This is a genomic window from Aeromonas lacus, from assembly GCF_000764665.1.
In the GTDB taxonomy this organism is placed as follows: Bacteria; Pseudomonadota; Gammaproteobacteria; order Enterobacterales; family Aeromonadaceae; genus Aeromonas; species Aeromonas lacus.
This window is the reverse complement of record NZ_JRGM01000147.1, coordinates 98,540-122,345: the sequence shown is the minus strand read 5'-3', so window position 1 is coordinate 122,345 and position 23,806 is coordinate 98,540. Positions and strand designations below refer to the sequence as shown.

General features: G+C 59.4%; 30 protein-coding genes. 11 read left to right on the top strand and 19 right to left on the bottom strand.

What is annotated here, in order from left to right:
- Window positions 1-39 precede the first annotated feature (39 nt).
- From murA to mlaF, 7 genes are read right to left on the bottom strand one after another with little or no spacing between them, the layout of a single operon-like run.
- A complete protein-coding gene (gene murA / locus LG31_RS0116230; RefSeq protein WP_033115469.1) occupies window positions 40-1,296 on the bottom strand; it encodes a UDP-N-acetylglucosamine 1-carboxyvinyltransferase in 1,257 nt (418 codons plus the stop codon).
- Between the two features lie 19 nt (window positions 1,297-1,315).
- Window positions 1,316-1,573 (bottom strand): BolA family iron metabolism protein IbaG, encoded by a 258-nt coding sequence (gene ibaG / locus LG31_RS0116225; RefSeq protein WP_033115468.1) that lies wholly within the window; start codon window positions 1,571-1,573, stop codon window positions 1,316-1,318.
- Window positions 1,573-1,845, bottom strand: a complete 273-nt coding sequence (locus LG31_RS0116220; protein ID WP_033115467.1) for an STAS domain-containing protein — start codon at window positions 1,843-1,845, stop codon at window positions 1,573-1,575. Before LG31_RS0116220 ends, ibaG begins: the two co-directional genes overlap by 1 nt.
- A complete protein-coding gene (gene mlaC / locus LG31_RS0116215; RefSeq protein WP_033115466.1) occupies window positions 1,842-2,474 on the bottom strand; it encodes a phospholipid-binding protein MlaC in 633 nt (210 codons plus the stop codon). Before mlaC ends, LG31_RS0116220 begins: the two co-directional genes overlap by 4 nt.
- 2 nt (window positions 2,475-2,476) lie before the next feature.
- Entirely contained in the window at window positions 2,477-2,977 is a 501-nt protein-coding gene (gene mlaD, locus LG31_RS0116210) for an outer membrane lipid asymmetry maintenance protein MlaD (protein WP_033115465.1), read from the bottom strand.
- A 7-nt stretch (window positions 2,978-2,984) separates the two neighbouring features.
- Window positions 2,985-3,764 carry a lipid asymmetry maintenance ABC transporter permease subunit MlaE gene (mlaE, locus tag LG31_RS0116205; RefSeq protein WP_033115464.1) on the bottom strand — a complete coding sequence of 260 codons (780 nt, stop codon included), beginning with the start codon at window positions 3,762-3,764 and terminating at the stop codon, window positions 2,985-2,987.
- Window positions 3,764-4,564: a phospholipid ABC transporter ATP-binding protein MlaF gene (gene mlaF, locus LG31_RS0116200; protein ID WP_033115463.1), complete on the bottom strand. Its 801-nt coding sequence runs from the start codon at window positions 4,562-4,564 to the stop codon at window positions 3,764-3,766. The genes mlaE and mlaF overlap by 1 nt, the downstream gene beginning before the upstream one ends.
- 207 nt (window positions 4,565-4,771) lie before the next feature.
- Here mlaF and LG31_RS0116195 point away from each other — a divergent pair, with 207 nt between their 5' ends.
- From LG31_RS0116195 to npr, 10 genes are all read left to right on the top strand, one after another.
- Window positions 4,772-5,767 carry a KpsF/GutQ family sugar-phosphate isomerase gene (locus tag LG31_RS0116195; RefSeq protein WP_033115462.1) on the top strand — a complete coding sequence of 332 codons (996 nt, stop codon included), beginning with the start codon at window positions 4,772-4,774 and terminating at the stop codon, window positions 5,765-5,767.
- Window positions 5,767-6,321, top strand: a complete 555-nt coding sequence (gene kdsC / locus LG31_RS0116190; RefSeq protein ID WP_033115461.1) for a 3-deoxy-manno-octulosonate-8-phosphatase KdsC — start codon at window positions 5,767-5,769, stop codon at window positions 6,319-6,321. Before LG31_RS0116195 ends, kdsC begins: the two co-directional genes overlap by 1 nt.
- Window positions 6,318-6,878 carry an LPS export ABC transporter periplasmic protein LptC gene (gene lptC, locus LG31_RS0116185; RefSeq protein ID WP_033115460.1) on the top strand — a complete coding sequence of 187 codons (561 nt, stop codon included), beginning with the start codon at window positions 6,318-6,320 and terminating at the stop codon, window positions 6,876-6,878. Before kdsC ends, lptC begins: the two co-directional genes overlap by 4 nt.
- The gene (lptA, locus tag LG31_RS0116180; protein ID WP_033115459.1) at window positions 6,865-7,392 is read left to right on the top strand and encodes a lipopolysaccharide transport periplasmic protein LptA; all 528 of its coding nucleotides are present in this window, start codon (window positions 6,865-6,867) and stop codon (window positions 7,390-7,392) included. The genes lptC and lptA overlap by 14 nt, the downstream gene beginning before the upstream one ends.
- 3 nt (window positions 7,393-7,395) lie before the next feature.
- A complete protein-coding gene (gene lptB / locus LG31_RS0116175; protein WP_033115458.1) occupies window positions 7,396-8,121 on the top strand; it encodes an LPS export ABC transporter ATP-binding protein in 726 nt (241 codons plus the stop codon).
- 63 nt (window positions 8,122-8,184) lie between these two features.
- Complete coding sequence (locus LG31_RS0116170; protein WP_033115457.1) at window positions 8,185-9,624, top strand: RNA polymerase factor sigma-54; 1,440 nt, start codon at window positions 8,185-8,187, stop codon at window positions 9,622-9,624.
- 21 nt (window positions 9,625-9,645) lie between these two features.
- The gene (gene hpf, locus LG31_RS0116165; RefSeq protein WP_005336323.1) at window positions 9,646-9,933 is read left to right on the top strand and encodes a ribosome hibernation promoting factor; all 288 of its coding nucleotides are present in this window, start codon (window positions 9,646-9,648) and stop codon (window positions 9,931-9,933) included.
- 2 nt (window positions 9,934-9,935) lie between these two features.
- Window positions 9,936-10,382, top strand: a complete 447-nt coding sequence (gene ptsN / locus LG31_RS0116160) for a PTS IIA-like nitrogen regulatory protein PtsN (RefSeq protein WP_033115456.1) — start codon at window positions 9,936-9,938, stop codon at window positions 10,380-10,382.
- Window positions 10,383-10,427: 45 nt separating this feature from the next.
- Window positions 10,428-11,294, top strand: coding sequence for an RNase adapter RapZ (gene rapZ, locus LG31_RS0116155; RefSeq protein ID WP_033115455.1), 867 nt, complete (start codon window positions 10,428-10,430; stop codon window positions 11,292-11,294).
- Between the two features lie 20 nt (window positions 11,295-11,314).
- Complete coding sequence (npr, locus tag LG31_RS0116150; RefSeq protein ID WP_033115454.1) at window positions 11,315-11,587, top strand: PTS phosphocarrier protein NPr; 273 nt, start codon at window positions 11,315-11,317, stop codon at window positions 11,585-11,587.
- Between the two features lie 9 nt (window positions 11,588-11,596).
- Here the strand turns inward: npr and LG31_RS0116145 are convergent, their stop codons facing one another.
- From LG31_RS0116145 to LG31_RS0116090, 12 genes are all read right to left on the bottom strand, one after another.
- Window positions 11,597-13,501 (bottom strand): BglG family transcription antiterminator, encoded by a 1,905-nt coding sequence (locus LG31_RS0116145; RefSeq protein ID WP_033115453.1) that lies wholly within the window; start codon window positions 13,499-13,501, stop codon window positions 11,597-11,599.
- A 107-nt stretch (window positions 13,502-13,608) separates the two neighbouring features.
- Window positions 13,609-14,349 (bottom strand): 2-dehydro-3-deoxy-phosphogluconate aldolase, encoded by a 741-nt coding sequence (dagF, locus tag LG31_RS0116140; RefSeq protein ID WP_033115452.1) that lies wholly within the window; start codon window positions 14,347-14,349, stop codon window positions 13,609-13,611.
- On the bottom strand, window positions 14,349-15,464 hold the full coding sequence (locus tag LG31_RS0116135) for a DgaE family pyridoxal phosphate-dependent ammonia lyase (RefSeq protein WP_033115451.1): 1,116 nt from the start codon (window positions 15,462-15,464) through the stop codon (window positions 14,349-14,351). The genes dagF and LG31_RS0116135 overlap by 1 nt, the downstream gene beginning before the upstream one ends.
- Window positions 15,448-16,587: an amidohydrolase/deacetylase family metallohydrolase gene (locus LG31_RS0116130; protein ID WP_033115450.1), complete on the bottom strand. Its 1,140-nt coding sequence runs from the start codon at window positions 16,585-16,587 to the stop codon at window positions 15,448-15,450. The genes LG31_RS0116135 and LG31_RS0116130 overlap by 17 nt, the downstream gene beginning before the upstream one ends.
- A 42-nt stretch (window positions 16,588-16,629) precedes the next feature.
- Complete coding sequence (locus tag LG31_RS0116125) at window positions 16,630-17,280, bottom strand: DUF4310 family protein (protein WP_033115449.1); 651 nt, start codon at window positions 17,278-17,280, stop codon at window positions 16,630-16,632.
- 11 nt (window positions 17,281-17,291) lie between these two features.
- Window positions 17,292-18,068: a DUF4311 domain-containing protein gene (locus LG31_RS0116120; protein WP_005341754.1), complete on the bottom strand. Its 777-nt coding sequence runs from the start codon at window positions 18,066-18,068 to the stop codon at window positions 17,292-17,294.
- Between the two features lie 39 nt (window positions 18,069-18,107).
- On the bottom strand, window positions 18,108-18,404 hold the full coding sequence (locus LG31_RS0116115; RefSeq protein ID WP_033115448.1) for a DUF4312 family protein: 297 nt from the start codon (window positions 18,402-18,404) through the stop codon (window positions 18,108-18,110).
- Entirely contained in the window at window positions 18,404-18,769 is a 366-nt protein-coding gene (locus tag LG31_RS0116110; protein WP_033115447.1) for an SFCGS family glycine-rich protein, read from the bottom strand. Before LG31_RS0116110 ends, LG31_RS0116115 begins: the two co-directional genes overlap by 1 nt.
- Window positions 18,770-19,132 carry a transcriptional regulator gene (locus tag LG31_RS0116105; RefSeq protein WP_033115446.1) on the bottom strand — a complete coding sequence of 121 codons (363 nt, stop codon included), beginning with the start codon at window positions 19,130-19,132 and terminating at the stop codon, window positions 18,770-18,772.
- A gap of 320 nt (window positions 19,133-19,452) precedes the next feature.
- Window positions 19,453-20,574, bottom strand: coding sequence for an outer membrane-stress sensor serine endopeptidase DegS (gene degS / locus LG31_RS0116100; protein WP_033115445.1), 1,122 nt, complete (start codon window positions 20,572-20,574; stop codon window positions 19,453-19,455).
- An 89-nt stretch (window positions 20,575-20,663) separates the two neighbouring features.
- The gene (locus LG31_RS0116095; RefSeq protein ID WP_033115444.1) at window positions 20,664-22,025 is read right to left on the bottom strand and encodes a Do family serine endopeptidase; all 1,362 of its coding nucleotides are present in this window, start codon (window positions 22,023-22,025) and stop codon (window positions 20,664-20,666) included.
- Between the two features lie 90 nt (window positions 22,026-22,115).
- On the bottom strand, window positions 22,116-22,487 hold the full coding sequence (locus LG31_RS0116090; RefSeq protein WP_033115443.1) for a Z-ring associated ZapG family protein: 372 nt from the start codon (window positions 22,485-22,487) through the stop codon (window positions 22,116-22,118).
- A gap of 140 nt (window positions 22,488-22,627) precedes the next feature.
- Here LG31_RS0116090 and zapE point away from each other — a divergent pair, with 140 nt between their 5' ends.
- On the top strand, window positions 22,628-23,722 hold the full coding sequence (zapE, locus tag LG31_RS0116085) for a cell division protein ZapE (protein WP_033115442.1): 1,095 nt from the start codon (window positions 22,628-22,630) through the stop codon (window positions 23,720-23,722).
- Window positions 23,723-23,806 lie beyond the last annotated feature (84 nt).

Here is a 23,806-nt window from a genome sequence, read left to right as displayed (position 1 = left end):
CGAGGGGCCTTTTTGTTAGCCAGTGCTCAGGGACGGTAATCAGCCCTTGATGCGCTCGATGCGACCACCCAGACCTTGCAGCTTCTGCTCGATGTTCTCGTAGCCACGGTCGATGTGGTAGATGCGGTCGACGATGGTGGAACCTTCAGCCACGAAGCCGGCCAGAACCAGGCTGGCAGAGGCGCGCAGATCGGTTGCCATCACCTGGGCACCCTTGAGCTGAGCGGTGTCGCGGCAGATGGCCACGTTGCCCTGCAACTCGATGTCGGCGCCCATCCGTACCAGCTCGGGAACGTGCATGAAGCGGTTCTCGAAGATGGTCTCGGTGATCATGCCGGTGCCTTGGGCCACCGCATTCAGCACGGTGAACTGGGCTTGCATGTCGGTCGGGAATGCCGGGTAGGGGGCAGTCTTGATGGTGACCGGCTTGAGGGTGCGGCCAGTCATGTCGAGGGTGATCCAGTCTTCACCCTTCTCAATCAGGGCGCCAGCCTCTTCCAGCTTGACCAGAACCGCTTCCAGCAGGGTCGGGTCGGTGTTGCGACAGGTGATCTTGCCGCCGGTAACCGCTGCGCCCACCAGGAAGGTACCGGTTTCGATACGGTCAGGCTGGACGCTGTAGCTGCCGCCGTGCAGACGCTTGACGCCGTCGATGGTCAGGGTATCGGTGCCTGCGCCCTGGATCTTGGCGCCCAGCGCGTTGAGGAAGTGGGCCAGATCGACCACTTCCGGCTCGCGCGCGGCGTTTTCGATCACGGTACGGCCTTCTGCCAGGGTGGCGGCCATCATCAGGTTTTCGGTACCGGTGACGGAGACCATATCCATCAGGATGTGGGCACCCTTCAGGCGACCGTCAACGCGGGCCTTGATGTAGCCATCCTCGATGGTGATCTTGGCGCCCATCAGTTCCAGACCGTGGACGTGCAGGTTGACCGGACGGGCACCGATGGCGCAGCCGCCGGGCAGGGAGACGTCGGCAGCACCGAAACGCGCGGCCAGCGGGCCCAGCGCCAGAATTGAGGCGCGCATGGTCTTCACCAGCTCGTAGGGGGCAACGTGGTTGTTCACGGCACCGGTCAGCACGGTCACATTGCCGTTAACCTTGGTGGTGGCACCCAGCATCTCCAGCAGCTTGATGGTGGTGCCCACGTCTTTCAGGCGCGGTACGTTGGAGAGGTGAACCTCTTCATCACAGAGCAGGGTTGCGAACAGGATCGGCAGCGCGGCGTTTTTAGCACCGGAGATGGTCACTTCGCCGTTGAGAGTACAACGACCATCGATTTTGAATTTGTCCATTTTCTACTTGGTTACCAAATCAGGAGGGCATTAGGAATTTACGTTCGCGTTTCCACTCGGCGTCGGTGAACGCCTTGATGGAGAGGGCGTGAATGGCGTTGCTGGCGATCTTGTCCATCAGCGGGGCATAGATGGCCTGCTGTTTCTTGACCCGGCTCATGCCGTCAAACATGTCACCAACGGCGATCACCTGATAGTGACTACCGTCCCCTTTGACATGGACTTCGGACAATGGCAGAGCCTCGAGGAGTATCGCTTCAATTTCAGAGACTTGCATTATGCGTCCTCAGTTGTGAGCGGAGTTGACTGAAACAAACCGGCCACCCCGTAGAGGTTGGCCAGGGTATAGAAATCACTGGAGGCGCCCACCAGTTGCGGTGTGGCGCCTCGTGCGAAAGCGGCTTTAGCCCATTTGACCAGCAGTGCCAGCCCGGCGGAGTCGAGGGTGGTAACCCCCCCCAGCTCGAGCCGGTCATCCTGCCACCACTCGTCGCGGCGTTGCCACAGGTCCTTGACCTGTGGCGCTTGCAGATCACCGCTCAGGATCATTTCTTGAGTACCAGCGGTTTGGCATTGTGCTCGTTTAGCTGCTTGATCACGGCGTCGATGCCATTCTGGCGGATGAGGCCGCCCAGCTCGCTCTGCTTGGCGGAGAGCAGGCTGATCCCCTCGGCCACCATGTCGAAGGCTTTCCACTCGCCGGTCTTGTTGTTCTTGCGCAGCTTGAACTCGAGGAAGATATCCGGCTTGCCAGCCTCTTTCACGCTGACATTGACGGCGGTGATGTTGCTGGTACCCGGCGCCTTGCCCGGCTCGACCTTGACGGTCTGCTTGTCGAAGTGGGCCAGCGCGTCGGCGTAGGAGCTCACCATGTACTCGGTAAAGGCGGCGACGAAGGCGTCACGCTGGGCCGGGGTGGTCTCCTTGATCTGGTTGCCCAGCACCTTGTAGGCGGCGAAGCGGTTGTCCACATAGGGCAGCAGCTCTTCGCGGATGATCACCCGCAGGTGGTCCGGATTGCTTTTGACCTCAGCCTGATCGGCTTTCAGGCGGGCAAAGGTCTGTTTGGCCGCCTGATCCACCAGCGCGTAGGGATCGGTGGCATCAACCGCCTGAGCGGACAGGGAAAAGAACATGCTGGTCATCAGACCCAGCAGCAGGGCAATTTTCTTGAACATGGTTACTCCTTCTTGCTGTCTGACTTGCTGTCGGAGGACTGGCTGCTATAGAGGAACTTGCCAATCAGATCTTCCAGCACGATGGCGGATTTGGTGTCTTCAATCAGGTCGCCATCCTTGAGCATGCTGGTCCCCATCTCCTCATCGGTAAAGCCGGGGGCCAGACCGATGTACTGCTCGCCGAGCAGACCGGAAGTGAGGATGGAGAGGGTGCTGGTCTCGGAGAACTCGCCGGCACTCTTTTCCATCTGCAGGGTGACCTCGGGAACCTGGGTTTTCGGGTCGAGCACGATGTCGCTGACCCGGCCAACCACCACGCCGCCGACCTTGACCGGCGAACGGACTTTCAGGCCGCCGATATTATCGAAATGCGCGCGCAGGGTATAGGTTTCTCCTTCCGGTTTGAAGCTCAAACCGGCCACTTGCAGTGCCAACGCCAGAATGGCACCGATGCCGGCCAGCATGAAGGTGCCAACCAGGAATTCTACTTTGCTGAACTTCATCTTTACCTTATCCAAACATGACTGCAGTGAGAATAAAATCCAGGCCGAGTACGGCGAGGGACGAGTGAACCACGGTACGAGTCGTGGCCTGACTGATCCCGGCCGAGGTCGGCTTGGCATCATAGCCATTGAAGAGGGCTATCCAGGTGACCACCAGAGCGAAGATCAGGCTCTTGATGGCACCCTGCATGATATCTTCATGCCAGTCGACCGAGGCCTGCATGGCAGACCAGAAGCCCCCTTCGTCGACGCCAAGCCAGTCAACCCCGACCAGCTTGCCGCCAAAGATACCGATCAGGCTGAACATGAAGGCCAGCAGCGGCATGCTGATGACCCCGGCCCAGAAGCGGGGAGCCACCACGCGGCGCAGCGGATCGACTGCCATCATTTCGAGGCTTGAAAGCTGCTCGGTCGCCTTCATCAGGCCGATCTCGGCAGTGAGAGCCGAACCGGCGCGACCGGCAAACAGCAGCGCCGTCACGACCGGGCCCAATTCCCGCAACAGGGAGAGGGAGACCAGCGGGCCCAGACTCTGCTCGGCACCAAAATCCTTCAATACGTTGTAGCCCTGCAGCGACAGCACCATGCCGATGAAGAGCCCTGACACCAGAATGATGGCGACGGACTGCACCCCGACTACATAGAGCTGCTGCACCAGCAACGGGAAGTGCTTGCGTGGTTCGGGTTTGCCCGCCAGCGCATGGAACAGCATGATGGCTGCCCGACCCAGAGAGGTGATGGCGCGAATGCCGACCCGCCCCAGCTTGCTTATTTGACTTATCAACATCAGAGATCCTGTAGCAGGTCGCCTGCCGGAAAGTGAAACGGAACAGGACCATCGGGCAATCCTTTAAGGAACTGCTCGACTTCGGGATTGTGCTCCTCGCGCAGCTGTTCCGGCGTACCGTGCGCCACCACCTTGCGGTTAGCGATGATGTAGGCGTAATCGGCGATGCTCAGCACCTCTTTCACGTCGTGGGTGACGATGACGGAGGTGATACCAAGGGCATCGTTCAAATCCTTTATCAGCTTGACCAGCACCGCCATGGTGATGGGATCCTGGCCGACAAACGGCTCGTCATACATGATGAGATCCGGATCCAGCGCGATGGCGCGAGCCAGTGCCGCCCGGCGGGCCATACCGCCGGAGAGCTCGGAAGGCATCAATTTTGCCGCGCCGCGCAGACCTACAGCCTGCAGCTTCATCATGACAATGGTGTGGATCAGCTCTTCCGGCAGACCGGAGTGCTCCCGCAACGGGAAGGCCACGTTGTCGTAGACCGTCATGCCGGTAAAGAGGGCGCCGCTCTGGAACAGCATGCTCATCCGCTTGCGCACCTCGTAGAGGCGCGAGCGGGAGAGGGCGGGGATATCTTCCCCGTCAAACAGGATATGACCGGACTCGGGTTTGAGCTGGCCACCGATCAGCCGCAGCAGGGTCGTTTTGCCGATGCCGCTCGGGCCCATGACGGCGGTGACCTTGCCACGGGGAATGGTCAGGTTTATCCCGTCATATAGCAGCCTATCTCCGTGACTGAAGGTCAGATCGGAGATGGTGATCAGGTCATTGTTCAAACAATTGTCCATTCGGTGTAAATGAGGTGCGAATTTTATGGGCTAGTCTAGGTCTAAGCAACAGCAAGGAACAACTATTGAGCAGCCTTCAGCGCGGTTTGCGCGACAGTTTTATGTAACAAACTGCGTCATGTGTTACGGGATTTGCCATCCGATTCGCTTATCAGAGCAGACTTTTTTATAATCCCGCAGCTAAATTCGCCCCGGAGCTGTCTCTTTATGTCTGCAACCCCCGAGAAAGTGTCTGAACTGTTCGATTTCCGTCGCAGTGCCCGTGCGGTGCTGGACACAGAAAAGCAAGCGATTGATGGACTCTATCAGTATCTGAATGACGCCTTCGACAAGGCGTGCGAGATGGTGCTCCGTTGTGGTGGCAAGATAGTGGTCACCGGAATGGGCAAGTCGGGCCATATCGGCAGCAAGATTGCCGCCACCCTGGCCAGTACCGGTACGCCAGCCTTTTTCCTTCATCCGGGTGAGGCCAGCCACGGCGATCTGGGGATGATTTCGGCAGGGGATCTCATCATCGCCATCTCCAATTCCGGTGAGAGCGACGAGATCCTGGCCCTGCTGCCGGTGCTCAAGCGTCGTGGTATCCCGCTCATCTGTATGACCGGCAACCCGGCCTCCACCATGGCCAAAGAGGCCAACGTGCATCTGTGCATCAAGGTGGAGAAAGAGGCGTGTCCGCTCGGGTTGGCACCAACCTCCAGCACCACGGCAACGCTGGTGATGGGCGATGCGCTGGCAGTCGCCCTGCTGGAAGCGCGCGGCTTTACCGCCGATGATTTCGCCCTCTCTCACCCGGGTGGTTCGCTCGGCAAGCGGTTGCTGTTGCGAGTGGGCGATCTGATGCACAGTGGCGAGCTGTTGCCCCGAGTGGGGATCGATGCCACCATCAGCGAAGCGCTGCTGGAAGTTAGCCGCAAAGGGCTCGGTATGACCGCAGTGGTCGACCAGCGCGGGCTGCTGGCGGGACTCTTCACTGATGGTGACCTGCGCCGCATTCTCGACCAGCAGGTCGATATTCATCGCACCCCCATCAGCCGCGTCATGACGGCCAACTGTGTTACCGTAGGGCCGGAGATGATGGCGGCAGAAGCCGTCAAGCTGATGGAAACGAGAAAAATCAACGGATTACTGGTTGTGGATGGCGACAAGCGCCCGCTGGGAGCCTTCAACATGCATGACCTGCTGAAAGCCGGAGTTATTTGATGCAAAACGTACCGACCCTCTATGGTCCGGTGACGCGCAGCCAGTTCGACAAGGCGGCGCAGATTCGCCTGCTGGTGTGCGATGTGGACGGGGTGCTCTCCAATGGCCTCATCTACATGGGAAACAACGGCGAAGAGCTGAAAACCTTCTGTACCCGCGACGGCGCCGGCATGCGGGCACTGCTCAATGCCGGGATCGAGATCGCCATCATTACCGGGCGCAACTCCCGTATCGTCAGCGATCGGATGAAGAGCCTGGGTGTGGCTCATGTGGTGCAGGGGGCAGACAAGAAGTTGCCTCATTTTGAAGCCCTGCTGACCAAGCTGGGACTAACACCGGAACAGGCAGCCTATATGGGAGATGACACCATCGACCTGCCGGTGATGGAGGCCTGTGGTCTCGGCATTGCCGTTGCCGATGCCCATCCGCTGGTATTGAGCCGTGCCGATATGGTGACCCGGCTTGGCGGTGGTATGGGGGCGGTACGCGAAGTGTGCGATCTCATCCTGCAGGCGCAGGGTCATGACGATTATCAGCCCGAGGTATCGGCATGAGCAGACAAACCCTGTTGTTTGGCCTGCTGTTTCTGGTCGCTCTGGTGGCCTGGCAGCTTGGCAAGGTGGAGCTGGTGCCCGAGGCCAAGGTAAAAACCGAGCACTATCAGCCGGATTTTGTCGCCAGAGATCTGGTGACCACCCGGTTCGATGTCAACGGCAAGCGTACCGAGCGGCTGGAATCCGAATATGCTGAGTATTTCCAGATCCTCGAGCAGGCGACCTTCGAAAAACCGGTGGTCTACATGTTTGACGAGCAGGGACAGGCCGAGTGGAAGGTGACGGCCGAGACCGGCGTACTCAATACCGATGACAACGTGATCCTGCGGGACAAGGTGCATCTGGACGGGTTGCTGCCGGACTCCTTTATCTCCAAGCTGGATACGCCCTATATGGAGCTGGATCTGGTGACACAGGACGTACGCAGCAATCGGCAAGTGAACATTTTGGGTCAGGATTTCCAGACCGAAGGGGTTGGCCTCAAGGGCCATCTGGACCGCAAATATTTTGAGCTACTGGATCAAGGTCATGCCATCTATTTCAATGAAAAACGTTAATCTGGCTCTCGCCGCCCTGATGCTCTGCGGCACAGTCAACGCCAAGGAGTCCGACTTCACCGAGAAGGTCTATGTCGACGCCATCAAGCAGGTGGCCGAGATGCAGGACAACCGCATCACCTTCGAGCAGGATGTGACCATCAATCAGGGCACCATCAGGATCAAGGCTGACAAGGTTGTGGTAACCCGTTCCGGCGAGAAAGGTGCCGAGGTGATGACTGCCTATGGTAAACCCGCCACCTTCTTCCAGATCCTGGATAACGGCAAGCCGGTTAACGCCCATGGTGACAGCATTCGTTATGAGCTGAAGAAGCGCTTGGTGACTATCACCGGCAACGGTCAGCTCAAGCAGGAAGATAGTCAGGTCAACGGTGACCTGATCCGTTACGACATCGTCAAACAGAAGATGATTGCCGAGAGCAAGACCCCGAACCAGCGGGTCAAGACGGTCTTCCTGCCGGATCAGGTCGAGAATTTCGACAAGCCCGCCGACCAGAAGAAGCAGGGAAAATAAGCTATGGCAGTATTGAAAGCAGTCGGCCTGCAGAAGAGTTACAAACGTCGCATGGTGGTTAGCGATGTGAGCCTTGAGGTGGGAACCGGCCAGATCGTCGGCTTACTCGGTCCCAACGGCGCCGGCAAGACCACGTCGTTTTACATGATTGTCGGGCTGGTGCAGCGCGATGCCGGTCTCATCACCATCGACGATCAGGACATCAGCCTGCAGCCCATGCATGTGCGTGCCCGCAACGGCATAGGTTACCTGCCGCAGGAAGCCTCAATTTTCCGCCGCCTCACGGTGTATGAAAACCTGATGGGGGTGATGCAGACGCGCAAGGAGTTGAGTCGCGAAGAGCGGGAGGACAAGGTTCAGCAACTGCTGGAAGAGTTCAATATCACCCATATCCGCGACAACCTGGGGCAGAGCCTCTCCGGTGGTGAGCGGCGGCGGGTCGAGATTGCCCGGGCGCTGGCAGCAGAACCGCGCTTTATCCTGCTGGATGAACCCTTCGCAGGGGTTGACCCGATTTCTGTGATAGACATCAAGAAGATCATCCAGCACCTGAAAGATAGGGGGCTCGGCGTCTTGATTACCGACCACAACGTCAGAGAGACTCTGGACGTATGCGAGAAGGCCTATATCGTCAGCCACGGCCAGATGATTGCCGAGGGTGCCCCGGCCGATATCCTCGCCGACGAACAGGTCAAGCGCGTCTATTTGGGCGATCAATTCAGTCTATAGTAAGGGGGCAGCCTTCATTCTCTGTGACAGTGCCTCGCTGAACATAAGGATATCCCGACGTAGATGAAGCCGACATTACAGTTGCGTCTCGGTCAGTCCCTGACCATGACGCCGCAATTACAACAAGCGATTCGTCTGCTCCAGCTCTCCTCTCTGGAACTCCAGCAGGAAATTCAGCAAGCGCTCGAAAGCAATCCTCTGCTGGAGCAGGAAGAGAGCGAAGTGCAGGAGACTGCCCCGCAAGAGACTGTCGATGCCAGCCAGCTCGACTCCAGCGATGCCATGGCTCAGGAACAGATGCCGGACGAGTTGCCGGTAGATACCACTTGGGATGAGGTTTACTCCGCCGGTACCGCCCAGAGTGCAGGCCCGATCCACGACGGTGAAGACAGCGTCTATCAGGGTGAGACCACCGAAAACCTGCAGGACTATCTGCTGTGGCAGATGCGGCTCACTCCGTTTAGCGACGTCGATGCCGCCATCGCGCTTGCCATCATCGATGCCATCGACGAATCCGGGTATCTGACTGTTGCACTGGAGGATATCCAGACCGCCGTCAGCAGTGACGAGTTGGAGGTCGAACTCGATGAAGTGGAGGCTGTCCTCAAGCGGGTGCAGCACTTCGATCCGGTCGGTATCGCCGCTCGCTCGGTGCAGGAGTGTATGCTTATCCAGCTGGAGCAGTATGCCCCTGAAACACCCTGGCTCAACGAAGCCAAAGAGGTGATCCTCGAGCACATGGATCTGCTCGGCAACCGCGATTATCGCGCTCTGGCCCGCAAAACCCGCCTCAAGGAGAGCGACCTCAAGGAGGTGCTGGATCTGATCCAGCTGCTGGAGCCGCGCCCCGGCAATGGCATTATCCAGAGCGACTCCCAGTATGTGATCCCCGATGTTTCGGTGGTAAAGCGCCAGAACCGCTGGGTGGTGGAGCTCAACCCCGATTCCGCCCCGCGCATCCGGGTCAACGAGACCTATGCCGCCATGGCCCGCAACGCCCGCAGCAGCACGGATACCCAATTCATCCGCTCCCACCTGCAGGAGGCCAAGTGGTTCATCAAGAGCCTTGAGAGCCGCAACGATACCCTGCTGAAAGTAGCCAGCTGTATTGTCGAGCAGCAGCAGGGCTTTTTCGAGTATGGTGAAGAGGCGATGAAGCCAATGGTGCTCAACGACATTGCCGAAGCGGTGGAGATGCATGAGTCGACCATCTCCCGGGTGACGACCCAGAAGTACATGCATACCCCCCGCGGTATCTTCGAATTGAAGTTTTTTTTCTCCAGCCATGTGAACACCGAAGGAGGAGGAGAGTGCTCATCGACCGCAATTCGCGCGCTCATCAAAAAGCTGGTGACGGCAGAGAATCCTGCCAAGCCGTTAAGTGATAGCAAGATCGCGGATTTGCTGGCCGAACAGGGTATTATGGTGGCTAGACGCACGATCGCTAAGTATCGCGAATCCTTGTTTATCCCACCTTCCAATCAGCGCAAACGCCTGGTTTAGGCAAAACAAAAGGATGATGTTATGCAAATTAACCTGACCGGACACCATGTCGAGATCACCGAAGCTCTGCGTGATTATGTGAATAACAAATTTGCCAAACTCGAGCGTCATTTTGACCACATCAACAACGTGCATGTGGTGCTTAGCGTAGAGAAACTGAACCAGATTGCCGAAGCCAAACTGCACGTCAGCGGTGGCGAGGTATTCGCTAACTCCGAGCATGCCGATATGTATGCCGCGATTGATACCTTGCTCGACAAGCTGGACAGGCAGATCATCAAGCACAAAGATAAGTTAAATAAAAAATAACTATGCAACTTGAACACATACTGAGTCGGGACTGCACCAAGGGTGCAGTCCCATGTACCAGCAAGAAACGCGCCCTTGAAATCATCAGCGAGCTGGCCGCCGAACGCCTCGGTACCTCCCGCCAGGCGCTGTTTGAATGCTTGCTGGCCCGCGAAAAAATGGGCAGTACCGGGATCGGTGCCGGTATTGCGATCCCCCACGGTCGAATTGACGATGAGTTTCCGCCAACCGCGATCCTGATGACCTTTGCCGAACCCATCCCTTTCGACTCCATCGACAATCAACCGGTTGACCTGCTCTTTGCCCTGCTGGTACCGGAGAGCGAGTGCAAACAGCATCTCAAGACCCTCTCTCTGATGGCTTCCAAGCTGGGCGACAAGGCGGTCTGCCGCCAGTTGCGTCAGGCTACCAGTGACGAAGAGCTCTATCAGATCATGACTTCGGCCTGATGTGCAGGCCCTGATGACATACCCGTTTTGGCGTGAGGGAACAAGATGCAGTTAATCGTGGTGAGTGGACGTTCGGGCTCCGGCAAGACGGTAGCCCTGCGGGTGCTGGAAGATCTGGGCTACTACTGCGTAGATAACCTGCCGGTCAACCTGCTGCCCCAGCTGATCGTCTCGGTCGAGAGCCAGTATGACAAGCTGGCGGTCAGCATCGACGTGCGCAACCTGCCCGGTGACCCGGAAAAACTGGAGAACCTGCTGGCTCAGGTTCGCAACGAAGGGCGGGTTGAATTTGCCAGCTTCTTCTTCGATGCCGATAACGGCACCCTGCTCAAGCGCTATGGCGAGAGCCGCCGTCTGCACCCCCTGTCGCGCAACAAGCTGTCGCTGGATGAGGCGATCCGGCAGGAGACCCACCTGCTGGCGCCGCTCTCCTCTACTGCCGACCTGCGTATCGATACCACCAACCTCAGCATTCACGACCTGAGCGAGCTCATCAAGACCCGGGTACTCGGCAAGAAAGAGAACGAGCTGGTGCTGGTGTTCGAATCTTTCGGCTTCAAGTACGGCATTCCCAAGGATGCCGACTTCGTGTTCGATGCCCGCTTCCTGCCCAACCCGCACTGGATCCCGGAACTCAAGCCTTTTACCGGCAAGGATGAACCGGTCGCCAACTACCTCGCGGCGCAAGCTGATGTGATGCTGTTTACCCAGCAGATCGAAAACATGCTGGCGACCTGGTTGCCCCATCTTGAGCGCAACAATCGCAGCTATGTGACGGTCGGAATCGGTTGCACCGGCGGTCAGCACCGTTCGGTCTTTATCGCAGAGCGGCTGGCTGCGGCTTTCCGGCTGCTTGGCAAGAACGTTCAGCTCCGCCACCGCACCCTCGACAAGAACCCATCCCACTCCTGATGATGCAATAGGACGGCAAAATGACAGTTTCGGCTTCGGTTGAAGTGAAAAACAAGCTGGGCATTCACGCCAGACCGGCCATGATGCTGTTCGAGCTGGTACAGGGATTCGATGCCCATGTGTTGCTGCGCAATGAAGATGGGGTCGAGGCCGATGCCGACAGCGTGATTGGCCTGCTGATGCTTGATTCTGCTCAGGGCAAGCAGGTGGAAGTGCAGGTTGAGGGCCCCGAAGAGGTTGAGGCCCTTGCCGCTGTAGTGGAGCTGTTCACCTCGGGTTTCAACGAGGAGTAGTGGCGACGCTCAGGGCGCTACTCTTGCCAACGCCTTGAAATCGGCAAAATCGCGACAAGCCAGCAGACTCCTGCTGGCTTTTTCGTTCATCAGCGCCAGGAACAGATCATAGAGCCCCATCGCCTCCTCATAGTCTGCCTTGCTGATGGCCAGCACGAAGATGAGGGTGGCATTTTCGCCATTGCCCCAGTCGATACCCTGTGGTGCCAGTACGGTATAGACCAGCGTCCTATGTGCCAGCAGGCCAAGGGAGTGGGGCAGGGCGATACCCTCACCCAGCATGGTGGAGACTATTCGCTCCCGCTCCTGCAGGGAAGCCCTGAAGCCGCTCTCCACCAGATCCTCTGCCTCCAGCTGGCTGCAAATGCGCTCAAATAGTTCCGCCTGGGTAATCGGCTCGTTGACCACCATGAAGTGGTCCGCATCGAAGTACTTGTCGAGCATATAGGGACGGGTGCGGTCGATCAGCACCAGTTTGCCAAGTTGCTCCAGCTGGTACTGGGTCGGGAAGGGGTCTACCTGCACCACCGGCACATCCTTTTCGCTCACCTTGACGGTACTGATGACAAAATCCTGTTTGATCTGCTCCAGCCCTTCGTAATCCCGCACCGATTCAAGCGTGGTCAGCTGCAACTGGGGATACTCTCGCTTGATGCGGGCCTCCAGCACTCTGAAAGTGGCATTGCCCGCATCGCACAGCAGCAGTGCCTGCGGGCGTCTGGTGTAGCCGATATCGTAGTGGCGCTCCAGCCCGACCCCGATATGGATCACCAGATAGCCGATCTCGTGGTGGGTCAGCCGGTAAGGGGTCTGCCTGATCCACTCCGAGATGGCTGCCAGCGTGATGTCGTAGGCGAGGGGGTAGTACTGCTTGATGTGGTCTGCCAGCGGATTGTGGCTGCCGATCTGGTACTTGACCCGCAGCAGCATGGCGCTGATGTGGGTCTGCAGGTCGGCTCGCAGCTGCAGGTCGCCCCGCAGATCATAGGGGTAGTGCTGGTGGATGTACGTGAGCAGATGTTCCACCAGCTGTTCGCTCTCGGCCGCCATGGCCGGGCTAAGCTGAGGCGCTTCGGCAATCAGGCGCGCCTGGATCTGGATAGCGAGGCAGGCTATCTCCTCTTCTCCTGGCGGGGTGAGGGTCGGCAGTTCGCCATAGATGTCACGAGCGACTGCCAGCAGGGGGGCAGTGAGATCCTCGCTGGCGAATTGGCGCAGCTCGTGGCCAGCGGCTTGGCGCAGCAGGGCGACTGCGCAGTAGATAGCAAGCTGCTGCAAACTTTCGTCGGCCAGACGCAGCTGATGACGGCTCAACTGGGCGTGAATGTGATTGCCCACTACCTCCAGGGTTTTGCTGGGGCAGAGATTGGGTAGCAGGGTTTGCAACTGATTGTTGTGCAGCAACTCCTGATAGAGCAGCTGGGTCAGGCAGGCACGGATTGCCGTCTCGCTCCCCTGTATCCGCATACCCACCCTTGGTTTGCTCTCGACCGCGAGGCCAAAGTGAGCCAGCTGTTCCCGCACTTCCGCCATATCGCCTTGCAGCGCCGTCCGGCTCAGGTACCAGGTATCGGCCAGCTCATCGAGCTTGATCCCCTGCTCTGCCGTCAGCAGCAGGATCTGCAGATTCAGCACCCGTTCGCGACTGGTGCGCGGCAAGGTACTCTCCTGTCCCTGCGCTGCCAGCAATGCCTCAAACAGCGTCTGATTGTAGATCTTCAGCTGGTAGCCGCTGCCACGCTGGTGGATCAGGTGGGCGCCGTGCGTGGCAATCAGTTCGTTGAGGGTCGCCACATCGGTGCGTACGGTGCGGGTGGAAACATTGAGGCGGCGTGCCAGCTCCTCCTGCGGCAGTGGTTCGGCATGAAGTTGGGTCAGCAGCTGGTGCAGTCTCGGGTGGGGCAGCTTGATCATGTGGGGATGAGCGTCTCCTGTCGCACGATAAAAGGGCCGATGTTAACAAGCATGTCACCAGCAGGCCAGGCACCGGTCAGTGATTAAACCGGTGCCCGTGACTGCCATCACGCCAACAGTCGTTTCACCATGGCCAGCAGAGTCCGTACATCATCAGGACGGGTCTGACCGCTCACGCTGTCGATGATGGAACTGTAGACGTGAGGGATCACCTTCTCGACCCCGGCATCCAGCGCGATTCGCACAATCTCTTCAAAGTTGTCCAGGTCGATACCGCCGGTGGGCTCCAGCCAGAAGCCGTGGCGGGCACAGGCCTCGGCTACCGCCTGATACTCGTCACGGCAGGCCAGTCCGCCCATGGGGAAGAATTTGACCGAGCTGCCACCCATGTCCTTGAGCAGGGCGATGGCGGTATCGATGGGGACAATCCCGTCCGGCTGCCCGGCGCTGAGCGGGCCGGTGGAGATCTTCACCATGCCCGGCATGCCGGTGGGGGAGATCAGACCGTTGACCAGTGTCTCTGACTGACCGAGCAGCGCCCGGCTGGCGCCAACACCAGTGAACACCTGATTGACGTGCTGGGGCTGCAGCTGGCAGGCCAGCTCGGCCACCATGGCGGATTGGCGCGGATCACCGGCCCCCAGACCGATGGAGAGGGCGTTATCGATGAGCTTGGCGTAAGCCCGCATGTCGGCCACCGCGGAGGGGATATCCGGGTAGTTTTTGGAGAGCACACCGACCAGCACGTGGCCTTCGGCTGCGTCGTACACCTCGACGGCATTCTCTTTGGAACCTGCCAGCACGTTGAGACAGACTCGATCACGGTAGTAGTTGGGGGTAAGGGACATCAGCGATTCTCCTGAACGAGGTTGGCAATAGCGGAGTGGATCTGGTCGAGCTGGGGCACGGTGACGCTGCGCACATCGATTTCGATATGCCCCTCGTTGGCCTTGTAGCCACGGCAGTAGATGGCAGGCGTGCCCTGTTGCAGACGGGTGACGACCTGCACTGTGGTCATGCCGATCTGCTGGTGGTCGAAGGCGATATCGGTGCGGGCGATATCGCGCCCGGCGCTGTCCCACACCACTTTGGCGGTGACGCAGGGCAGCTGGTTGAGGCGCTCGATGAAGGGGGTCATCTTGGCGACCATGGCGGCGCCGCTCTCTTTCTCTTTGGCCAGATAGCGCTCGATGGCATGGGTCAGGCCGAGGATCCCCTCCTTGCCGACCTTCATGGCGCGGCCGATGCCGTTGGCTTGCTGCTTGACCCACTCTACGTACTGACGCTTGCCAAGCACCAGCCCGCTGGTGGGGCCTTCAATGGCCTTGGCGCCGCTGTAGATGACCAGATCCGCCCCCTGGTTGTAGTAGAGGCGCAGATCCTCTTCGGCGGCTGCATCAACGATGAGCGGGAGCCCGTGGGCCCTGGCGACCTCGGCGGCTTCGGCCACCGACAGAATGCTCTTCTGCACGCAGTGGTGGGACTTGATATAGAGGATGGCTGCAGTGTTGGCATTGATGGCAGCGGCCAGCTGGGCGGGGGAGCACTCGTTGGCGTAACCGGCTTCCGCTACCTTGCCGCCACCCAGATTGACCATGGTACCGACCGGGGCGCCGAAGTTGACGTTGTGTCCCTTGGCCAGCACGATTTCGCTGGGCACATCGTGGGTATGGGCGTGCAACTGCTCGAGGCGGTAGGGGTCGCCGCGTACGATCACGGCGGCCACCGACTGGGCGATGCCGGCGCTGGCGCAGGAGACCACCACCGCATCTTCCACTCCCAGCAGGCCAGCCAGATAGGCGCCGGTCTTGTTGACCAGATCCTTGACCTCGAAGTAGTGGCCGAGGCCGAAGTTGACCGCATCGACCACCTCCTGCTCGGGGGTAGATACGCCGAGAATGGTCATGCGCCCGGAGGCGTTGATCACCGGTTTGAGCTGATATTTCTCATAAACAGAAGGCATGGTGTGATTTCCCATAGTGAGTCAGAACCAGTTCGCCCCCTACCAGGGCGGCGAGAGGCTGCAGTTGTTGGTCACCGCTGCGGGACTGGGCTTCGGTATCCATAAACAGGGTCGGGCCGCTGGCGACCTCGAACAGGGTCAGATCGGCATCGGCGCCCACTTCGAGTCGCCCCTTGCCGGTTAGCCGCAGTGCGTCAGCCGCTTGATGGGTGACGCAGGCGAGCACCTGCTCCAGCGTCATACCGATGGCGAGAAACTTCGACATCACGTGGGCCAGACTGTAGACCGGCCCCTTGATGCGGTTCTTGCAGTAGATGTCGGAGCTGATGGTGCGGGGCAGGATCCCCTGCCGGATAGCCAGCTCCGCCACCTCGAAGCTGAAGCTGGCGCCGCCGTGGCCGATGTCGAGCAAGAGGCCCCGCTGCATCGCCTCGCGCACAGCTTGGCGCAGCTCGCCAGCCGGGGTCAGGATGCGGTTGGGCTTACCATTGAAGCAGTGGGTCAGCAGATCGCCATCTCCCAGCAGGGCGACGATCTCGTCCAGATCCGGCGGCGTGTTACCCACATGCACCATCAGCGGTAGCTGGCCGTGGGCCTGTTGCAGCGCCTTGGCCATGCGCAGCGGTTGCAGACCGTTTTCTCCGACCACGCTGCCGCTCATCCGCGCCTTGATGCCGACGATAAAGTCGGGGTGGCGGCGAATGGCTGCCGAGGCGAGATCCATATCGAGGTCTCTGCTATCCGCCAGCTCGTTCTGGCGCAGCAGGCCGATCCGGGAGATGTTGAGCAGGGCATGCACCCGGGTCTTGCAACCCGCAGCGATCCGCTTGAAGTCGTCCACATCGTCGGCTCCGGTGCTGCCGGCATCGATCACGGTGGTGACGCCTGATTCGACCCCGACCTTGTCCGGTTCATCGTGATAGATGGGAGAGGCGGGGTAGCAGTGGGTGTGGCCATCGATCCAGCCGGCGCTGACGTGGATCCTGCCTGCAAGATCCAGGATCTGCCGCGCCGTTGCCGTCTCCGGCAGGGAGCCGATGGCGGCGATTTGGCCCTCCCTGATGGCGATATCGACGAGCTGGCCATCTCCCTGGCGCCCCGCTTTGATGATCGTGTCGTACATGCTGATAACCTCTGGCGAGCCGCCCCGCAGGGCGGCTGGTACTTACATAAGGGCAACCGGGAAGAAGGTACCGAGCAGCATGGCTCCCAGGATGGCACCGCCGGTGATGGGCTTGCCCCACACGTAGAACAGCAGGGCACCCAGCAGGGAACCGATACCGATGGGGATCGAGGCACCCATGGCGGAGAGGATGATGAGGGGGCCGAGGAAGCGGCCAGAGCTGTTGCCAGCTCCCATCATGACGTCGGCTCCGTAGGTGGAGTTGCTCTGGTTGATGGTGAACTTGCGCGCCAGAATGATGACGTAGCCGATGGCCAGACCAATCCCCATGCCGGTTGCCAGCGAGGCGCCGAAGTTCTCCACCGGGTAGACGATGCCGGCCCCCAGCAGCAGGGCTGGCACACCGAGGCCGACCCCGGTCTGGATGGCACCGCCGATATCCAGGATCCCCACCAGGGAGCCTTCGATGATGCGGGCGAACAGGAAGCTGGCGCCGAAAGCGGCTACCGCGCCGTAGGCACCCGTGTCCATTCCGGCTTTCAGCATGGCGACGAAGGCTACCTCGTTGAAGGTACCGACCCCGTACAGATAGAACATGTGGGTACCGGCAAAGACCCCGGCCGAGAGCAGGCCGACGAAGATGGGGAATGACCAGTCGGCATACCAGAAGTTGTTTTTCAGTTTCTCATCCATGGTGTGACCCCTTATTTGCCGCTCAGCAGGTTATGGACGTTTTCCAGCCACAGGGGGACACCCATATGGAAGGATTCAATCAGTTTCATGTCGAAGCCGCGGAAGAAGCCGCTCAGCACGAACAGCAGGACGATGGCCGCCATCATCACCTTGGTGACGTGGTTCCAGCCGCTCTCTTCCACGCCCTTGCCGATCAGGATGCCGAGCACCAGACCCGGTACCGCGTTGCCCATGATGAGCTGGGCCAGACCGCCGAAGATGGTTGCCCAGAAACCGGATTTCTTGCCCGCCTCGATGGCTGCCAGCCAGAAGATCACCGGCATGACGGTATTGACCAGCAGGTTGGCGGCCGGTACCAGCACCTTGACCGCAGTGACCTGCAGGGCGGCCGGGACGGCAGCAGCCGTGCTGTTGAGGAAGGCGACCACGATGGCACCTATGATGCCGCCGGCGATGGCCATCTTTTTCGGGTCGTGCAGGGTGGTGGCGAGATCCCGATTTTTGAACAGCAGTGCCGCCGTGGCCCAGTGCGGGATGATGCGGTGATCCACATCCTGGGTGAAGGCGCCAGCCGCCACGGTGGAGGCCCAGGCGTTGAAGAAGAAGCCCAGACCAAACGAGAAGTGGGAAGCGGGATCCCCCTCGCAGGAGTTGAGTTCGCCCAGGGTGCGGAAGGCACCCATGCCCTGTACGGTCGGGGCGTGGAACATCCGCGCCGCGCCGGCCCCCACCCCGACGCCAACCAGGCCGCCAATGATGAGAGACTTGATAAATATGATTAGAAACATCCAACGTATCCTTCTTGTGGGGTGGTGCCGGTCAGGAGATCACACCTGGGTGAACGTCACCCTGGCGACGTCGAGACTGGTGACCTGAACCGTGATCTCCAGCTGGACGCGGTATTCGCGGCGCTGGCGCGGCAGGAAGAAGAACAGAAACTTCTCCACCCGGACTGACTCCTCGGCTTTGAGCACCTGTACATCGACCGGCTCAATGCGCAGCAGTACCTGCTGGTTGTCCTTGAGCAGTGTGGGTTGCACCTGGCTGAGGGCGGAGGCAAACGCCTGCTGACGGGTGGTTCCCTTGCCGCTGACGGTGACCTTGGTGGTGAAGTTCTCTTTCATCAGGCGTGTCCGTGTTTCTTGGCGAAGGCTTCGACCAGTTTCTGGCCCAGCTCTTCCTTGTCCATGAAGCCAAAGCCCAGCACGACGCAGCCTTCGTTGATGGCGGTGACGCCCTCTTCGATGGAGCGCATGCCGTAACGGCACTTGTAGCCGTACTTGGTCTGGGCGGTGATGGCACCGGCGCCGCCGCTGCCGCAGAAGGAGATCCCCAGATCAGCCTGCTCCTTGTTCATCACGTCGCCGAGCTTCATGTCGGCGGCCATGCCGGGGATGATGGTCACGCTGGCACCGGCTGCTTCCGCGCCTGCCCCCACTTTCTGACCCTTGCCGAGACGATCTCCAATCACGAGTTTGATGGCAGTCATTTAGTTATCTCCTGTTACTGAGCTGAGTTCGTTTTCTTTGGCTACTTCAAAATGGACGGACAAGAGGTGTGCCTCTTCGTAGGCGAGTCGCTCCAGCCAGCTGACAACCTGCTCGGCGAGACGCAGCGAGAGGGGAGAGATCTCCTCAAACAGGCTGAGGTCAACTTCCGGCAGCGGTTCACCGCTGTGGGAGCGCCACACCATGGCTTTGACGTGGGAGGCCAGCATCTGCTGCTGTACCTCGTTGGGGCGGATGCCCTGATCGCCCAGCAGAATATGAATGCGTGCCAGGATCTGGTCGGTCTGGCGCAGCAGCGCCGGGCTGTCCGGGGTCATGGTCTGGTCGTGGGTCTCTGTTTGCAATGTCTGCTCTCCAAGGCTGGCAGAAGGGATGGCTCTACCCTAAGCCGGCATGGATGGTGAGAGGAGGCAGCTTTTTTCCGATTCGAAGCGGAAATTCCCGTCGTTAGGGGTCAAAGAGGACCCTTCGTTGGCAAAAAAGAGTGGAAAAGCTCTGAACGAGGCTGGATTAGTGTGAGCAGAGGCGCACTTTTCCGTTTTCAGCGGGCAGCTGAGCCTTGGCGAAAAGTGTGAATCGCCTCACGCAGACGGGGCGTATTTATGAAATAGCGGGCAAGAAAAAGGGCGGTTGCCCGCCCTTGAACGATGAGATGGAGTGGCGGTTAGCTGGCGCCTGCCGCGCTGGCGGCAGCCCTGTTCTGGTAGCGCAGATCCTCTTCGATGGTCACTACCACCTCGAGCGGCTTGCCATCGCGGAAGACTGAGATGGAGAGCTTTGTGCCGGGGCGGCTCTCGACGATCTTGTCCATGGCGGCACGTACCCCGGTGATCGCTTCACCGTTGATCTTGAGCAGCACGTCACCCCGTTGCAGGCCGCCTTTGGCCGCCGGACCGACCGGATCCAGACTCTCGACGATGAGGCCGCGCAGTTCGCCCAGATTCATCATACGGGCGACGATGGGGTTGATCTCGACGCTGGAGATACCGAGATAGCCGCGAATAACGCGGCCGTTGGCGATCAGCTCGTCCATGATCCGCTTGGCCAGCCGGTAGGGGATGGCGAAGCTGATGCCGTAGCTCTCCTGATTGCCGTTGAGGTGATAGGTGGCGGTGTTGATGCCAACCAGGTCACCCCGGCCGTTGACCAGAGCACCCCCCGAATTGCCGGCATTGATGGCTGCGTCGGTTTGCAGCAGATCCTGCCGGCCATTGCTGTCTGGCCCCATGCTGGAGAGACCGGTGCGGCCGGTGGCACTGATGATCCCCTGGGTGATGGTCTGGCCGACGTTGTAGGGGTTGCCGATGGCAAGCACCACGTCGCCCACCTCGGGCTGGCTGTTCTGATCCTGCGGGATCACCGGCAGGTTATCCGATTCGATGTAGAGCACTGCCAGATCGGTGAGCTGATCGGTACCGACCAACTCGGCGCTGAAGACGCGGCCATCCTGCAGGGCGACAATGATCTGATCGGCATCGGCGATGACGTGGTAGTTGGTCAGCACATAGCCACGCTGGTTCATGATGACGCCAGAGCCCAGCCCCTGTGGCTGCAGCTGTCCGCGATTGCCCTGATTGGAGGCAAAGCTGCGGGTATAGATGTTGACGACAGCCGGGCCGGCGCGGTGTGCGGCGTAAGAGAAGCTCAGTTCACGGGCATTGGTGATCAGGCCGGGCAATTGAGCCCCGCCACGGAAATTGGGGAACAGCAGCAACAGCAGTGCGGCGACGGTCAAACCGAAACCGACAGACTTGCCCAAGTAACTGACTAAAGAGGGGATTTTCATGTCATTCTCATCCGTGCTGGCTGCGGGCAGAGAATAACATTATCGATGGATAAAAATCACCCGCGGCGAGTGCCGCGGGTGATGGGGGATTAACGAATTACCAGATAGAGGGAAGAGTCGCCGCGCTGGATGTTGAGGGCCAGTACGTCCGGCTTGCTCTTGAGCGCTTTGGTCAGTTCACCCAGGGTGTTGATGCGCACCCGGTTGACCCCGATGATGATATCACCCTTCTGCAGGCCGGAAGCGGCTGCAGCAGAGCGAGGATCAATGTCGGCCACCGCGACACCGGAGACCGGGTCGGTAGTGGTGCTCAGCTTGGCCCCTTCCAGTGCCGGGTGCAGCGCGCTGGCGCGCACTTCGCTGTCATCGGCCTGCTTCAGGGTCACCTTGGCAGTTTGTGACTTGCCATCGCGGATCAGCCCCAGCTCGACCTGCTTGCCGGCGCCCATGGTGGCGATCTTGGCGCGCAGCTCGCCGAAGGAGCGAACCGGTTTGCCATCGATGCTGACGATGATATCGCCCGCCTTGATGCCCGCCTTGTCGGCTGCGGAACCCGGCATCACCTGATTGACGAAAGCGCCATCCTTCTTGTTGTAACCGAAGGTCTTGGCGATGTCGGAGGTGAGCTCGGTGCCGGTAATACCCAGCTGGCCGCGACGTACTTCACCGTACTTGACGATCTGGTCGGCCAGATCCCGCACCATGTTGGAGGGGATGGCAAAGCCGATGCCGATGTTGCCACCGTTGGGGCCCAGAATCGCGGTGTTGATACCGATCAGCTCGCCACGCAGGTTTAGCAGGGCGCCGCCGGAGTTACCCGAGTTGATGGCTGCATCGGTCTGGATGAAGTTCTCCAGATTTTCGATGTTGAGGCCGCTACGGCCCAGCGCACTGACAATCCCGGAGGTGACGGTCTGGCCCAGACCAAAGGGGTTGCCGATTGCCAGCGCATAGTCACCCACCCGCAGCTCATCGGAGTCGGCGAACTTGATCTGCACCAGATCTTCCGCCTTGATTTGCAGCAGGGCGATGTCGGACTGTTTGTCCTCACCGATCTTCTTGGCCGCATATTCACGACCATCTTTCAGGTTGACCTTGATCTCGTCCGCCTCGTGAACCACGTGGGCGTTGGTGATCACGTAGCCTTTCTTGGCATCGATGATGACGCCGGATCCGAGCGCCTGGAAGGGCTGCTCGCTCACCTGTTCGTCAGGCATGTTGGGGCCAAAGAAGAAGCGGAACTGCTCGGGCAGGCGCTGGCGGGTCACTTTTTTGCCTGAGACAGAAATGTTGACCACGGCCGGAGTGACCTGCTCCAGAACAGGAGCCAGACTCGGCATCTCCTGGTTGGAGCCTAACAGGGAAGGCAGTGCAGCCTGAGCAGGGGCCGCAGACATGGCGATACCGACACTGAGGGCTAGCACACTGAGCATGGAAAGAGGTTTACGCATATGAAAAACAGCTCCCAGAAAAAGTTGCATTGCAATCGTCAAGGTCAGACCACAGACGTTCCCGATTAGTTCCGCAAGGGACTGACCCGCTTACTTGAGCAGACCGGAAGAGGCGCCGGCATAGTCGCGAGGCGGTACGCCCGGCTCGGCTTCGGTCTTGGTCTCTTCCTCTTCCACCAAGACTTCGCGGAACAGCGGCTCCTGAGCCTTGGCCAGGAACTTGCTCTGCTCTGCCATGTGGCGATAGAGGGTTTGATACTGCTCGGCCAGCTGCTCCATCAGTGCCGCACTGTCGGCAAAGTGGGTATTGATCTGGCCCTGATAGTTTTCGAGCTCTTTATGGGCCTTTTTCAGCTCCTGTTCCAGACGACCGGCGTCACGGCTGCGAACCGAAAAACGGCCGATGATGATACCGACGATCAAGGCTGCGACAGCCAGCAGGATCCCAGTTGACAGACTCATAGATGCTCCTTGTTACAGCTAAAACAGTGTGTGTTCATACGGCTGGATGAACCGCCATGCCTTGATGGCACTATACCGTGCGTCCTGAGGGCGTGATACCATTTTGTCCTCTATTCAGGGAGTTGGAGAGGCCCTCAAGGATGACACCGCAGCAAAAATACCAGCAGGATCTGCTACGACCCGGCGTGCATGCCGACCCCGCTCAGGGGATGGCCATCAGCAGGCTGGAGCGACTGTATCAGGATTTGCTGCATCGCCCGACTCCGACCAGATCCCGCGGGCTGTTTGGCTGGTTGCAAAAGCCCAGGGCGCAGGAGCCCATCCTGGGGATCTATATGTGGGGGGGAGTGGGCAGAGGCAAGACCTGGCTGATGGATACTTTTTTCGACAGCCTGCCAGGGACGCGCAAAATGCGCTGTCATTTCCATCGCTTCATGCAGCGGATCCATGATGAACTCAAGGCGTTGAGCGGTCTGGCTGACCCGCTCAAGCTGGTAGCAGCCAAGCTGGCCGGCGAGACGGACATCATCTGCTTCGACGAATTTTTCGTCTCGGACATTACAGATGCCATGTTGCTTGGCACCTTGTTTCAGGAGTTGTTCGGTCAGGGCGTCGTGCTGGTGGCAACCTCAAACATGCCGCCAAAGGATCTTTATCGCAACGGGCTGCAGCGAGCCCGTTTTCTGCCCGCCATCGAGCTTATCGAGCGCCATTGCGAAATACTTAACGTAGACGGTGGCATCGACTATCGCCTGCGTACGCTGGAGCAGGCTGAGATTTATCACTGCCCGCTGGATCTGCAGGCAAAAACGAATCTTGATCGCTATTTTCAGCAATTAACCGGGGGGCACGAGGCCTCAGAGGGGCGTTTTGAGGTCAATCATCGGCAGCTGACGTCGCTGGGGATGGGGGAAGGGGTGCTCTATATGGATTTCGAGCAACTTTGCTGTACTCCCCGCTCCCAAAACGACTATATCGAGTTGGCCCGGCTGTTCCACACCGTGTTGCTGGCCAATGTTAAACCAATGGGCAGAGGCACGGATGACGCGGCCCGCCGCTTCATCGCCATGATCGACGAGTTCTATGAACGGCACGTCAAACTCATCATGTCGGCCGCCGTGCCCATGACGGAACTCTATGGTGAAGGGCTGCTGAATTTCGAATTCCAGCGCTGTCTTTCACGGCTTCAGGAAATGCAATCGCACGAATACCTTGCCAGAGTGCACCTTCCTTAGTCACAATACCGCGCCTGCCAGTCGGATGGGCATCTGCGGCAGGTAGGGCCGGGCGACATTTGCTAGCTTCATGGCAGTGAAATT